A 13480-nucleotide genomic window follows, 5' to 3' on the forward strand; every position below is an offset into this window, starting at 1 on the left:
ATCGGCCTCGCCGTTTCGGCGGCGTCTATAGCGCGTTTTCGCGGCGCTGGGTATGGGGCGGACGGACACGCTCTCCACGGTAGTCGAACGGGATGATCGTCTCCTGCCGCAGCCGGCAGAGGTCGAAAATCTGCTGCACGATCCGCTTGACCTCGGACTTGATCTTGTTGGCTCCCGTCTTCTTGTGTCTTTTGACCATGCCGATTGCAGCCCACTGGTCGCTCCGCTCCGATTTGAGCAGGCTTGGCAGCCCGATCGCCTTGTCGCCCAGGAACTGGTCCTGGACGCACAGCGCTGGAACAAGCTGATAGATGGTCTTGCTGGACGATGTTGCCAAGCGCGGATTGAAGACGACGTGATCGACCGGAATACCGATATCCTCGGTGGCATTGATGAGGTCGCGCGCGGCCTGCCTTGAAACTATGTAGCCGGCTGTCCCGATGTGGATCCTGTGAAGCCTGGACACGGAAAAGCCGCGTCCTGCAGAAACGTGTGTGCGTGCGATCGTGGTTTTCTTGAAGAACGTCTCCAGCTTGACGATATCGGCATCGGCCGGAATCCAGCCGGCGTCGGCAAGCAATGCGCCGGCTTTTGCGGAAAAGACGATGTCGTCCTCGAAGACGGCACCGTAGGCATCGTCGCCGGCCGCGATGATTGCCCAGCAGGCTTTATGGCTGAGGAGACAAGCGATCTCGGCGTCGGCCAGGCGCAGCGACGACTTGCGCTTAACACGCAGCGGCATGCGGGCGAGGTCCGGCCGATCTTGCGCGTCGATCGCTGCAACCCGTTCGAACTGAACGCCGAGGCTGGCAAACTCGGCCGTCATATGGGCGAGCCTGTCGCGGGACCGATCGAGATTGATGACCAGGCATTTCATTTGAACGGGATCGATGCGGTTAGCCAAGAGTGGTGGCGTCCATAGCATATGGATGCGGTTGGGTGCGGGATTTTACCGACCCAGGCCCACCCGGCATACACTACGGCACGAAAGGCTGAAATTGGCCCTTGACCTTCCAGTCACTGGAAGCACTACCTCAGTCTCAAGATCGAGACAGAGAGGCCTTTCCCGCATGACCCATTCCGACCACGACCATCACGCGCATAGCGGCTGCTGCTCGGCGAAAGCTGCGTCCGTCGCCGACGCCGTCATTCGCGATCCGGTCTGCGGCATGACCGTCGATCCGGCCGCCGGTAAGCCGACAGCTGAGCATGGCAGCCATCTCTATCATTTCTGCAGCGAGCGCTGCCGTTCGAAATTCGCCGCCGAGCCGGAAAAGTACCTTACGGCCACCGACCCCGTCTGCGGCATGCGTGTCGACCGTGCCACCGCGAAGCACTTTTCCCGGCATGAAGGTCAGGGCTTCTATTTTTGCTCGGCCGGTTGCAAGGTGAAATTTGAGGCGGAGCCGGCAAAGTATCTTGGCGACAAGCCAGAGCCTCAGGCGATGCCGAAAGGCACGCAATACACCTGCCCGATGCATCCCGAAATCGTCCGCGACAAACCTGGCGCCTGCCCGATCTGCGGCATGGCGCTGGAACCGATGGGCGTGCCGACCGGCGACGAGGGGCCGAACCCGGAACTGGTCGATTTCACCAGGCGCTTCTGGGTGAGCGCCGTCTTGTCCGTGCCATTGCTGATCTTCGCCATGGCGCCGATGCTCGGCCTGACGTTTAGCGCCTTCATCGAGGATTCGGCGAAGGTCTGGGTGGAACTAGCGCTTGCGAGCCCGGTTGTCTTGTGGGCCGCCTTTCCCTTCTTCCATCGCGGTTGGGATTCGGTTCTCAACCGCAGTCCCAACATGTGGACGCTGATCTCGCTCGGTGTTGGTGCCGCCTATCTCTACAGCGTCGTCGCCGCGCTGTTCCCGGATATATTTCCGCACCAGTTCCGCGGTCATGAGGGCACGGTGCCGGTCTATTTCGAGGCAGCCGCCGTCATCGTGGCGCTGGTTTTTCTCGGCCAGGTGCTGGAATTGCGCGCCCGAGAAAAAACCGGCTCGGCGATCCGCGCGCTGCTCGACCTCGCGCCGAAGACCGCGCGGCTGATTGGCGAGGACGGTTCCGAAAACGACGTGCCGCTCGACACGGTCAAGGTCGGCGTTCGCCTGCGCATCCGCCCCGGCGACGCCGTGCCGGTCGACGGCACCGTGCTGGAGGGCCGCTCTTCCATCGACGAATCGATGCTGTCAGGCGAGCCGCTGCCGGTCGAAAAGACTGAAGGCGACGCGCTCACCGGCGGCACGCTCAACAAAAACGGTTCGCTGATCATGCGCGCCGAGAGGATCGGTGCCGAGACCACGCTGGCGCGGATCGTCGAGCTCGTCGCCAAGGCGCAGCGTTCGCGTGCGCCGATCCAGGGTCTGGCCGACCGCGTCTCCTTCTATTTCGTCCCGGCCGTCGTAGTGGTTGCGATCGTTGCGTTCATCGCCTGGGCGATCTTCGGGCCGCAACCCAGCCTGATCTTTGCCATCGTCTCGGCGGTCTCAGTGCTGATCATCGCCTGTCCCTGCGCGCTCGGTCTTGCCACGCCGATGTCGATCATGACCGCCACAGGGCGCGGCGCGCATGCCGGCGTGCTGATCAAGGACGCGGAGGCGCTCGAACGCTTTGCTTCGGTCGACACGCTGATCGTCGACAAGACCGGCACATTGACCGAAGGTCGGCCGAGATTGACCGACGTCGTCGCTGCCGAAGGCGTGACGGAAGATGATCTCCTCGCACTCGCCGCCGGCCTGGAAAAAGGCTCGGAGCACCCGCTGGCCGAGGCAATCGTCGAAGGTGCCCGTGAACGCGGGGTGGAGATCCCCGACGCCGGTGGTTTCGAGGCGATCACCGGCAAGGGCGTTTCCGGCACGGTGTCGGGAAAGAAGGTCGCGCTCGGCAACGCCGCGATGATGGCCGATCTCGGCATCGATATCGCATCCGTCTCGACCAGCGCCGAGGCGCTGCAGACCGAGGGCAAGACCGCGATGTTCGTCGCCGTCGGCAACAAACTGGCCGGCATCGTCGCCGTCGCCGACCCGATCAAGGCGACGACATCAGAGGCGATCAAGGCGCTGCACGATCGCGGCCTGAAGATCATCATGGCGACAGGCGATAACGAACGCACGGCGAAAGCCATCGCCAGCAAGCTCGGCATCGATGAGGTGCGTGCCGGCCTGCTGCCGGAACAGAAGAGCGCGCTGGTCGATGAGCTGCGCGCCAGGGGCGCCGCCGTCGCCATGGCCGGCGACGGCGTCAACGACGCGCCGGCGCTGGCCGCCGCCGATGTCGGCATCGCCATGGGAACCGGCGCCGATGTTGCGGTCGAAAGCGCCGGGATCACGCTGGTCAAGGGCGATCTCAACGGCATCGTCCGGGCCCGCACGCTCGCCCAGGCGACGATCCGCAACATCCGCCAGAACCTGTTCTTCGCCTTCCTTTACAACGTGCTTGGCGTGCCGGTCGCCGCCGGCGTGCTCTATCCGCTCACCGGTACGCTGTTGTCGCCGATGCTTGCGGCGGCGGCGATGAGCCTGTCCTCGGTTTCGGTCATCACCAACGCGTTGCGGCTCAGGACGTTGAAACTCTGAGCGAAATCCCCAGATAGGAATTCGTTCAAAAAGGAGATCATGAATGACCTTGGCCAAGAAGATCGTGCTGCTGCTGATGGCGGCGGGAATGCTGCTTGCCGTTTTCCTCGAAAGCATTCCGTCGCAAGCCCAGGAGATGAAACACGACATGGGGGCGATGAGCGCGCAAAGCCCCTCAACCGACGGCTACAAGGCGGCGATGGACAAGATGCACACCGCCATGATGGCGCTCGAATATTCCGGCAATGCCGATGTCGATTTCGCCCGCGGCATGATCCCGCATCACCAGGCGGCCATCGACATGGCCAAGATCGAGCTCGCCAATGGCAAGGATCCGGAAATGCGCAAGCTGGCCGAAGCGGTGATCGCGGCGCAGGAAGCCGAGATCAAGCAGATGCAGGATTGGCTCGACGCCCACCCTGTGAAGTAGCGTCAAGCAGTCCGGAGGAATCCAGGGAAGGACTTTCATCTGGATTTCTCCCGAAGGCTGTGGTGCCATCGGGCCTCGACTGGAGCGCGCCATGCCGTCAACGATAAAAACCACCACATTGCCCTCGGGCGAAGCCGTTCCGGTGCTGGGTCAAGGCACGTGGAAGATGGGCGAGGATTTCAGCCGCCATGCCGATGAGGTCGATGCCCTGAAGCTCGGGCTCGATCTCGGCATGACGCTGATCGACACCGCCGAAATGTATGCCAGCGGCGGTGCCGAGGAGGTGGTGGCAGATGCCATTGCCGGGCGCCGCGACGAGGTGTTCCTGGTCTCCAAGGTGCTGCCGTCCAACGCCTCGCGCACCGGCGTGCCGGCGGCGTGCGAGAGAAGCCTCAGGCATCTGCGCACCGACCGCATCGATCTTTATCTGCTGCATTGGCCCGGCAGCGTGCCGCTGACGGAAACGGTCGAGGCCTTCGAGGCGTTGAAAAAGGCCGGCAAGATCCGCCACTGGGGCGTCAGCAATTTCGACACCCATGAGATGGAGGAACTGGTCAGCCTGCCGGGCGGCGGCAGCGTCCAGACCAACCAGGTGCTCTACAATTTGTCGCAGCGCGGCGTCGAGTTCGATCTCGCCCCCTGGAGCCGGCAACGCGGCATTCCGCTGATGGCCTATTCGCCGGTCGATCAGGGCGTATTGGCCCGCAATGCCAGGCTCGAAACCATCGCCGCTCGCCACGACGAAACGCCGGCTCAGCTGGCGCTGGCCTGGGTGATGGCACAGGACGGCGTCGTCGCCATTCCGAAGGCCGGCAAACAAGAGCATGTCCGCCAGAATGTCGCTGCGCTCGACATCGAGCTCACGCCGGAAGATTTCGCAGAAATCGACCGCGTCTTCCCGCCGCCGACCCGCAAGCGCGGGCTGGAGATGATTTGAGGATAGTAGCGGGGAAATAAAACTAAGGCCGCGTTCCTTCGCGCCCCCTCTGTCCTGCCGGACATCTCCCCCACAGGTGGGGAGATTGGCTATCACCATCGCTTTCGCCAATCTCCAACGCTAGAGAAAAGATGCTGTCTGCGAAGCTGCCAATCTCCCCCCAAGTGGGGGAGATGTCCGGCAGGACAGAGGGGGGCGCCGTAGAGCACTATCGGACGAGGCCAACTCTACTTCCCCGCCATTCCCTTCAACCGGTAAAGCGCCTCCAACGCCTCCCTCGGCGTCATCTCGTCGGGGTTGATCGCACCGAGCGCGTCGCCGAGCGCATCGTTTTTCACCGGCTTTTGCGCTTCCCGCCTCACCGCCACCGAAAACAGCGGCAGGTCGTCGACCAGCCGGTTTGCCTTGCCCGAAACCTCGCCCGCTTCCAGCTGGTGCAGCACTTCCCTGGCCCGCCCGACCACCGCTTCCGGCAGGCCGGCAAGCCGCGCCACCTGCACGCCATAGGAGCGGTCGGCGGCACCTTTGCCGACCTCGTGCAGGAAGACCACGTCGCCCTCCCATTCCTTGACCCGCATGGTGACGTTGTGCAGTCGAGCGAGTTTGCCGGCCAGCGCCGTCATCTCGTGGAAATGGGTGGCGAAGATCGCCCGGCAGCGATTCTTCTCGTGCAGATATTCGACCGCCGCCCAGGCGATCGACAGGCCGTCGAAGGTCGCGGTGCCGCGGCCGATTTCATCCAGGATCACCAGCGCGCGTTCGCCGGCCTGGTTGAGGATCGCCGCCGTCTCGACCATCTCGACCATGAAGGTCGAGCGGCCGCGCGCCAGATCGTCCGAGGCGCCGACACGCGAAAACAGCCGGTCGACGACGCCGATGTGAGCTGATGCCGCCGGCACGAAGGAGCCGGTCTGGGCGAGGATGGCGATCAGCGCGTTCTGCCGGAGGAAGGTCGATTTGCCGCCCATATTGGGGCCGGTCAGCAGCCATATCGCGCCGTTTTTGGCGTCACCTTCCGGCGACAGATCGCAATCGTTGGCGACAAACGGTCCTTCGCCCGAACGCCGCAGCGACTGTTCCACCACCGGATGTCGCCCGCCCGAAATCGCGAAGGCGAGGCTCGCATCCACCAGCGGCCGGCACCAGGCCTCGCTTTCGGACAGCAGGGCGAGGGCTGCCGACACGTCGAGCACGGCGAGCGCTTCGGCGCCGGCGCGGATCGCGTCCGCCTGGCCGACCGCTTCCGCCGTCAGCGTTTCGAAGGCGGCAAGCTCGATCGCCAGTGCCCGGTCGGCGGCATTGGCGATCTTCGATTCCAGCTCGGCCAGTTCCGTCGTGGTGAAGCGCATGGCATTGGCCATGGTCTGGCGATGGATGAAGCGCGCCTTCGCCCCGTCGCTGCCGGTCATGATCGCATGGTGGTTGGCGGTGACCTCGATATAGTAGCCGAGCACATTGTTGTGCCGGATCTTTAGCGAGCGGATGCCGGTCTCGTCGATCAGCGAGCGCTCCAGCCCGGCGATCACCTTGCGCGATTCGTCGCGCAGTGCCCGCATCTCGTCGAGTTCGGCGTGATAGCCGCCGCGGACGAAGCCGCCGTCGCGCTTGAGCAGCGGCAACTCGTCGCCGAGCGCCTGCGTCAGATGCTCGACCAGCGGGCGTGGCAGCGCCTCGATCGCCGCCAGCGCCGCCGCCAGTTCTTGTGGAAGGGTAGTCGCCCCAAACAGTTCGGCGATAGCACCGGCTGCCTCGAACCCCGCACGCAGCGCGCCGAGATCGCGCGGGCCGCCGCGGTTGAGCGCCAGCCGGGAAAGCGCGCGCGGCATGTCGGCGACGCTCTTCAGGCTCGTCCGCACCGCTTGGCACAGCCGCGTCTCGGAGCGGAAGAACGACACCGAGTCCAGCCTCGCGCCGATCGCCGCCGGGTCGGTCAGCGGCGCCATCAGCCGGTCGGCGAGCAGCCTTGCGCCGCCACCGGTCACCGTGCGGTCGATCGCCTTGAACAGCGAGCCTTCGCGGCTGCCGGACAAGGTGCGCAGCAGTTCCAGATTGGCGCGTGTCGCCGGGTCGATGAACAGCGTCGAGCCCTGCTCCTCGCGCTCGGGCCGCGACAGTGGCGGCCGCTCGGCCTTCTGCGTCTTCTCGACATAGGCGATCACACCCGAGATCGCCGACAGTTCGGCGCGCGAAAACGTGCCGAAACTGTCCGGCGTCGCCACTTCGAAGAAACGGGCGATGCGGCCGGCGGCCGACGCCGAGTCGAACAGGCTCGGCGGCTGCGGATTAGCGACGCGGCCGAGCACATCGAACACCGGTTTCAGCTCGGGATCGTAAAACACCGGCTCGGCGACGATCAGCTCGCGTGGGTCGACGCGAAAGACATCGGCGAGCAGCCGGTCGGCGGTGGTCTCGGCAACGCGGAAGGCACCAGTCGAGATCTCGATCCAGGCCAGCGCAAAACTTCCTTGGTTCCCTGTCGCGCTGCCGCGCTCCCCGCCTCTTGGCTCCGCTCCGCCCTTGACCCGGCCAAGCGCCATCAGGAAACTCGATTCCGACGGCGCCAGCAATTTGTCCTCGGTGATGGTGCCGGGCGTCACCAGCCGCACCACGTCGCGGCGCACCACCGACTTACCGCCGCGCTTCTTCGCCTCGGCCGGATCCTCGATCTGCTCGCAGACGGCGACGCGGAACCCTTGTCCGATCAGCTTCTGCAGGTAATCGTCGGCGGCATGCACCGGCACGCCGCACATCGGGATGTCGAGCCCCTGGTGCTTGCCGCGCTTGGTCAAGACGATGCCGAGCGCCCGGCTCGCCTTCTCGGCGTCGTCGAAGAACAGCTCGTAGAAATCGCCCATGCGGTAGAACAGCAGCGAGTCCGGATTCGCCGCCTTGATCTCGATATACTGCTCCATCATCGGCGTCGCCGGCGCAAAGGCCGGCGTAGCGCTGTCGCTGCGAATGGGCGTTTCGTCGTTCAAGAAGCTGCTTCCAAAATTTCCCAAGCCATCTGCTTGGCGGTTTACAGCGGCGAAGTGTAGCCTTAATCCCGAACGTTCCACAAAAGAAAGCATTGCACCCGTCTCAACGAGGTGCCGCACGGGCGAGGAAATCGAAAGCATCATGGCCAGGAAAACCGAAAGCAACGGCCCTTCCGTCAGCGCGCAGGAGGCGCTGGAATTCCACGCCATGGGCCGCCCCGGCAAGCTGGAGATCGTCGCCACCAAGCCGATGGCCACCCAGCGCGACCTCAGCCTCGCCTATTCGCCGGGCGTCGCGGTTCCCGTCCTCGCCATCGCCGAGGACCCCAGCCGCGCCTTCGACTATACGGCGCGCGGCAACATGGTCGCTGTCATCTCCAACGGCACCGCCATTCTCGGCCTCGGCAACCTCGGCGCGCTGGCCTCGAAGCCGGTGATGGAAGGCAAGGCGGTTCTGTTCAAGCGCTTCGCCGATGTCGATTCCATCGATCTCGAAGTCGACACCGAGGATGCCGACGAGTTCATCAATTGCGTGCGTTTCCTTGGGCCCTCCTTCGGCGGCATCAACCTTGAGGACATCAAGGCGCCGGAATGCTTCATCATCGAGCAACGGCTGCGCGAATTGATGGACATACCGGTCTTCCATGACGACCAGCATGGCACCGCCATCATCTCGGCCGCCGGCCTGATCAATGCGCTCAAAGTCACCGGCCGCGACATGCAGACCACGAAAATGGTCTGCAACGGGGCGGGTGCGGCCGGCATCGCCTGCATCGAGCTGATGAAGGCGATGGGCTTTACGCCTGAAAACATCATCCTGTGCGACACCAAGGGCGTCGTCTTCCAGGGCCGCACCGAAGGCATGAACCAGTGGAAGTCGGCGCATGCCGTCAAGACCGACGCGCGCTCACTTGCCGAGGCGCTGGACGGCGCCGACGTGTTCCTCGGCCTCTCCGCCAAGGGCGCGCTGACCACCACGATGGTGCAGTCGATGGCCAAGAACCCGATCATCTTCGCCATGGCCAATCCCGATCCGGAGATCACGCCCGAGGAAGTGGCCGAGATCCGCACCGATGCCATCATGGCGACGGGGCGTTCCGACTATCCGAACCAGGTCAACAACGTGCTTGGCTTCCCCTACATCTTCCGCGGCGCGCTGGATGTGCGGGCCACCACCATCAACGACGACATGAAGATCGCCGCAGCGCGTGCGCTGGCCGAACTCGCGCGCCAGGACGTGCCCGACGACGTTGCCGCCGCCTATCAGGGCAACCGGCCGAAATTCGGCCCCAACTACATCATTCCGGTGCCGTTCGACCCGCGGCTGATCTCGGCCATTCCGATCGCGGTCGCCAAGGCCGCGATGGATAGCGGTGTCGCCCGCAAGCCGATCCTCGATCTCGACCGCTACGCCCAGGAGCTTTCCGCCCGCCGCGACCCGATCGCTTCGACCCTGCAGCGCATCTACGACCGCGTGCGCCGCCAGCCCAAGCGCATCGTCTTCGCCGAGGGCGAGGAGGAGCAGGTCATGCGCGCCGCCGTCTCCTATGTGAATCAGCGGCTCGGCACCGCCATCCTGCTCGGCCGCGACGACATCATCAAGGAGAACGCCAGGAACGCCGGCATCGAGCTCGACAGGCAAGGCATCGAGATCATCAATGCCCGGCTGTCGCGCCGCAACGGCGTCTACACCGACTATCTGTACGAGCGCATGCAGCGCAAGGGCTTCCTGTTTCGCGATTGCCAGCGCCTGATCAACAACGACCGCAACCATTTCGCTGCCTGCATGGTGGCGCTGGGCGACGCCGACGGCATCGTCACCGGCGTCACCCGCAACTATTCGACCGCGCTCGACGACATCCGCCGCGTCATCGACGCCAAGCCCGGCCACCGCGTCATCGGCGCCTCGATCGTGCTGGCGCGGGGCCGAACCGTGATCGTTGCCGACACCGCCGTGCACGACATGCCGAATGCCGAGCAGATCGCCGACATCGCCGAGGAAGCCGCCGGCTTTGCCCGCCGCATGGGTTATGAACCAAGGCTCGCCATGCTCGCCTATTCCACCTTCGGCCACCCGCAGGGCGAGCGCTCCGAGCGCGTCCAGGAAGCGGTGCGCATCCTCGACAAGCGGCGCGTCGATTTCGAGTATGACGGCGAGATGGCCGCCGACGTGGCGCTCAACGCGCGCGCCATGGCGCAATACCCGTTCATCCGGCTCACCGGCCCAGCCAATGTGCTGATCATGCCGGCTTTCCACTCGGCCTCGATCTCGACCAAGATGCTGCAGGAGCTCGGCGGCTCGACCGTCATCGGCCCGCTGCTGGTCGGCCTCAACAAGCCGGTTCAGATCGTCTCGCTCAACGCCAAGGATAGTGACATCGTCAACATGGCGGCGATTGCGGCCTATACGGCGGGGGCGTGAGGGATCGGAGTCCCGCTCCGCCTACAGCAGGCGAAAAAAGCCTCCCCCATGCGGGGAAGGCCAGACACCTCACCTAGCGATGGGACGGCTCATCTCCAGCCGCGGCAGCTCTGATAGGCATGCCGCCAGTAGCGCCAGCCGGTCGTCTTCCATTTCCAGAATTCATAGCCGCAGCCACCATGGTCGGAAGCGACGATCGTCACGCCGCCCCACGCCCAGGAGCCATGCTTGTGGTGGCCATGGTGATTGCCGTGGTGGCCGTCATGGTCCTTGCCGGGTTTGCATCCGAACACCTTGCAATGCAGCTTGGGCCTATGCTTCAGGATCGGCGGCTTGGCTTTGCAGCCAATCACGGCGCAGTTGATTTTCGCATTTATCCTGGGGCGCGACTGCTCGCGGGCGAGGCGCATATGCGGCGACGCCGAGTTCTGCTTCACGGCCTGTGAAATACCTTGCTTTATCTTGAACTTGCCATCTTCGGCGCGGGCGCCGTTGGTGACGGCCATGGCTCCGATGATCGTCGCCAGCAGCAGGACGATGCCGGCGAGACGACCTTCGATCCTAAACATCGATGTCAGGCGCGCCATGCCTTTGGCGGGCACGGCCGATCTTTCCTGACACGCGCGAGCCATCGCGCCGGTGTGGAGCTTTTCGTGCTGCGTCGGTGTCAACGCGCCGGGATCGACGCCGCTGAAAGCGTCGACTGTTACGGGAGTAAACATCTTCCTGATCCTTCAGTTGGTTAGCGGCCTCGACCGCGGAGCCGTCCCGACGGGTTCGCTCCATGGCGCGGTTTTTCGCTCCCGGTTGTTTCGGATGAATGCCGAAACTCGACTGAAGTGTTTCAATTGTTGCGGTTCGACCGCGCAGCGCGACCAATGGCGACGTTGTCGGCGAATTCGGCGTCTAGCCGTCGCGCGCATTCCCCTTCTCCCCTTGTGGAGAAGGTGGCCGAGCACAGCTCGGTCGGATGAGGGGTGTTCCAGCTTGGCGCCGACGGCGCTCCGTCCAACACCCCTCATCCGTCTTGGCGCTGCGCGCCAATCCACCTTCTCCCACAAGGGGAGAAGGAAGAAAGCGTCCCTAAATCAACCCTGCTTGCTCAGCCTCGTGGCGCAGATTCTGCCTCGGCCTTGGCCCGAGCTGCTGGATGACCAGTCCGGCCGCCAGCGAGCCGAGATCGCCGCACTCCTTCAGGCTGCGCCCCTGCGTGTAGCCGTAGAGGAAGCCGGCGGCATAGAGGTCGCCGGCGCCGGTGGTGTCGACCAGTTCCCGGATTTTTGTCGCGTCGACGGTGACGGTCTCGTCGCCGCGCACGATGACCGAGCCCATTTCTGAGCGGGTGACCGCGGCTATCTTGCAGTCCTTGCGGATTTGAGCCAGCGCCTCGTCGAACGAGGCGGTCTGGTAGAGCGCCTTGATCTCGTGGCTGTTGGCAAAGACGATGTCGACGGTGCCCGAGCGCATCAGATCCAGAAACTCGTCGCGGTAGCGGTCGACGCAGAACGAATCCGATAGCGTCATCGACACCTCGCGGCCGGCGGCATGCGCGAGCTTCGCCGTCTGCCGGATCGCTTCCTTGGCGCGCGGCGGGTCCCACAGATAACCCTCGAAATAGGTGACTGCCGCACCCGAAGCCTTGTCGGCCTCGACGTCCTCAGGCCCGAGCTCGATGCAGGCGCCGAGATAGGTGTTCATCGAGCGCTCGCCGTCGGGCGTGACGAAGATCATCGAGCGCGCCGTCGGCGGCTCGCCGTTGAGTGGCTTGGTATCGAAGGCAACGCCCTGCGCATGGATGTCATGGGCATAGATTTCGCCGAGCGGGTCGTTCGAGACCTTGCCGAAGAAGGCGGCGCGACCGCCGAAGGAGGCGACGCCCGCCGCCGTGTTGCCGGCGCTGCCACCGGAGGCTTCGATGGCCGGGCCCATGCGGCTGTAGAGCAGTTCGGCGCGCCTTGTGTCGATCAGGTTCATCGCGCCCTTGATGATGCCGTTCGTCTCCAGGAACGCCTCGTCGCACTGGGCGATGATGTCGACGATGGCATTACCGATACAAAGCACGTCATAGTTCGGCATCAATGATGTCTCCGCGAAAGAACCACCGGCTTTCTGCCACGCCGGCCGCGGGCGGGTCTAGCGATTTGATGCGGCTTTGCCTAGGTCGTGAATTTATAAATCGGGTCGAAATCGCGTGACGCCGGATGTGGTGGCGCTTGTGACTTGTCGTGTCTCCGCCTATCTCGCAGATGTCTTGCCATGGGCCCGTTTGAGCCCTGTTCAACATGGAATTGGAAACGCCGTGATCCCTAGCGCCGCCCGCGCCGCCGCCAGCCAGCTGTTCTCGCCCGAATTCCGCTCGGTGTTCGTGAAGACGCTCGGCCTGACCTTGCTGGCGCTCGCGGCGCTGTGGTTCGCGATTGAGGGCCTGTTCGAATGGCTGGCCTGGCCGTGGATCGACGCATGGTTGCCCGGCCTGCCGTCATGGGCCGGATCGCTAGGCGTCATCGTCGCCGGGATCGGTCTTGCGCTGGGTCTGGCGCTGCTCATCGCGCCGGTGACGGCAATCATCGCCGGCCTGTTCCTGGACGACGTCGCCGAAGTGGTCGAGCGCAGCGATTATCCCGATGAACCGCCTGGTCGCGCCACGCCGGCGCTGCGCTCGATGGTGCTGGCTTTCCGCTTCTTCGGCGTCGTCATACTCGGCAACATCGTGGCCTTGCTGCTTCTGCTGGTGCCGGGCATCAACATCGCCGCCTTCTTCGTCGTCAACGGCTATCTGCTGGGGCGTGAGTTTTTCGAATTCGCCGCCATGCGCTTTCGCCCGGAGGCCGAGGCCCGCGCGTTGCGCAAAAAACATGCTGTCACGGTGTTTCTCGCCGGGCTGGTTGTCGCTGCCTTCCTCGCCGTGCCGCTGCTCAACCTTCTGACACCGCTGTTTGCCGCCGCCATGATGGTGCATCTGCACAAGGCGGTCTCAGCGCGGGAAGCGGCTTAGGGTGCGCTGATATTCAGGTGATGCCGGCTTGCGAATGGCGGTTTCCTGCGCTTCCGTACTCACGTACCCAAAAGTACGCTGCGTTCCGGTTCTCGGAGCCCACCATTCTCAGCGCGGCCTGACCTGAATCTCAGCACACCCCGGCG

Annotated in this window: 9 protein-coding genes; 5 read left to right on the forward strand and 4 right to left on the reverse strand. The window is 64.3% G+C overall.

Annotation, left to right across the window (positions count from 1 at the left end; genetic code table 11):
- Positions 1-25 precede the first annotated feature (25 nt).
- Positions 26-877, reverse strand: coding sequence for a glycosyltransferase family 25 protein (locus EOC94_RS09595; protein ID WP_127290429.1), 852 nt, complete (start codon positions 875-877; stop codon positions 26-28).
- A 193-nt stretch (positions 878-1070) separates the two neighbouring features.
- On the opposite strand from EOC94_RS09595, the gene EOC94_RS09600 reads away from it, so the two are divergent.
- The 3 genes from EOC94_RS09600 (at position 1071) to EOC94_RS09610 (ending at position 4939) form a co-directional block, all read left to right on the forward strand.
- Complete coding sequence (locus EOC94_RS09600; RefSeq protein WP_127290062.1) at positions 1071-3572, forward strand: heavy metal translocating P-type ATPase; 2502 nt, start codon at positions 1071-1073, stop codon at positions 3570-3572.
- Positions 3573-3615: 43 nt separating this feature from the next.
- A complete protein-coding gene (locus tag EOC94_RS09605; RefSeq protein ID WP_126103862.1) occupies positions 3616-4002 on the forward strand; it encodes a DUF305 domain-containing protein in 387 nt (128 codons plus the stop codon).
- A 91-nt stretch (positions 4003-4093) separates the two neighbouring features.
- The gene (locus EOC94_RS09610; RefSeq protein WP_127290064.1) at positions 4094-4939 is read left to right on the forward strand and encodes an aldo/keto reductase; all 846 of its coding nucleotides are present in this window, start codon (positions 4094-4096) and stop codon (positions 4937-4939) included.
- 227 nt (positions 4940-5166) lie between these two features.
- On the opposite strand, the gene mutS is transcribed toward EOC94_RS09610, so the two are convergent.
- Positions 5167-7917: a DNA mismatch repair protein MutS gene (mutS, locus tag EOC94_RS09620; protein WP_127290066.1), complete on the reverse strand. Its 2751-nt coding sequence runs from the start codon at positions 7915-7917 to the stop codon at positions 5167-5169.
- A 142-nt stretch (positions 7918-8059) separates the two neighbouring features.
- On the opposite strand from mutS, the gene EOC94_RS09625 reads away from it, so the two are divergent.
- Entirely contained in the window at positions 8060-10339 is a 2280-nt protein-coding gene (locus tag EOC94_RS09625; RefSeq protein ID WP_126103860.1) for an NADP-dependent malic enzyme, read from the forward strand.
- An 89-nt stretch (positions 10340-10428) separates the two neighbouring features.
- Here the strand turns inward: EOC94_RS09625 and EOC94_RS09630 are convergent, their stop codons facing one another.
- Positions 10429-11061 carry a hypothetical protein gene (locus EOC94_RS09630; RefSeq protein WP_095483031.1) on the reverse strand — a complete coding sequence of 211 codons (633 nt, stop codon included), beginning with the start codon at positions 11059-11061 and terminating at the stop codon, positions 10429-10431.
- A gap of 361 nt (positions 11062-11422) precedes the next feature.
- A complete protein-coding gene (locus EOC94_RS09635; protein ID WP_095483030.1) occupies positions 11423-12415 on the reverse strand; it encodes an adenosine kinase in 993 nt (330 codons plus the stop codon).
- A gap of 223 nt (positions 12416-12638) precedes the next feature.
- Here EOC94_RS09635 and EOC94_RS09640 point away from each other — a divergent pair, with 223 nt between their 5' ends.
- On the forward strand, positions 12639-13334 hold the full coding sequence (locus EOC94_RS09640; protein ID WP_127290068.1) for a sulfate transporter family protein: 696 nt from the start codon (positions 12639-12641) through the stop codon (positions 13332-13334).
- The last annotated feature ends 146 nt before the right edge of the window (positions 13335-13480 follow it).

Origin of the sequence: Mesorhizobium sp. M6A.T.Ce.TU.016.01.1.1 (assembly GCF_003997065.1) — a bacterium.
GTDB lineage: Bacteria > Pseudomonadota > Alphaproteobacteria > Rhizobiales > Rhizobiaceae > Mesorhizobium > Mesorhizobium mediterraneum.

What these genes read in the sequence shown, in the direction of transcription:
- EOC94_RS09595 (WP_127290429.1), bottom strand. Translation starts at nt 877, where the DNA reads ATGAAATGCCTGGTCATCAATCTCGATCGGTCCCGCGACAGGCTCGCC.
- EOC94_RS09600 (WP_127290062.1), top strand. Translation starts at nt 1,071, where the DNA reads ATGACCCATTCCGACCACGACCATCACGCGCATAGCGGCTGCTGCTCG.
- EOC94_RS09605 (WP_126103862.1), top strand. Translation starts at nt 3,616, where the DNA reads ATGACCTTGGCCAAGAAGATCGTGCTGCTGCTGATGGCGGCGGGAATG.
- EOC94_RS09610 (WP_127290064.1), top strand. Translation starts at nt 4,094, where the DNA reads ATGCCGTCAACGATAAAAACCACCACATTGCCCTCGGGCGAAGCCGTT.
- EOC94_RS09625 (WP_126103860.1), top strand. Translation starts at nt 8,060, where the DNA reads ATGGCCAGGAAAACCGAAAGCAACGGCCCTTCCGTCAGCGCGCAGGAG.
- EOC94_RS09630 (WP_095483031.1), bottom strand. Translation starts at nt 11,061, where the DNA reads ATGTTTACTCCCGTAACAGTCGACGCTTTCAGCGGCGTCGATCCCGGC.
- EOC94_RS09635 (WP_095483030.1), bottom strand. Translation starts at nt 12,415, where the DNA reads ATGCCGAACTATGACGTGCTTTGTATCGGTAATGCCATCGTCGACATC.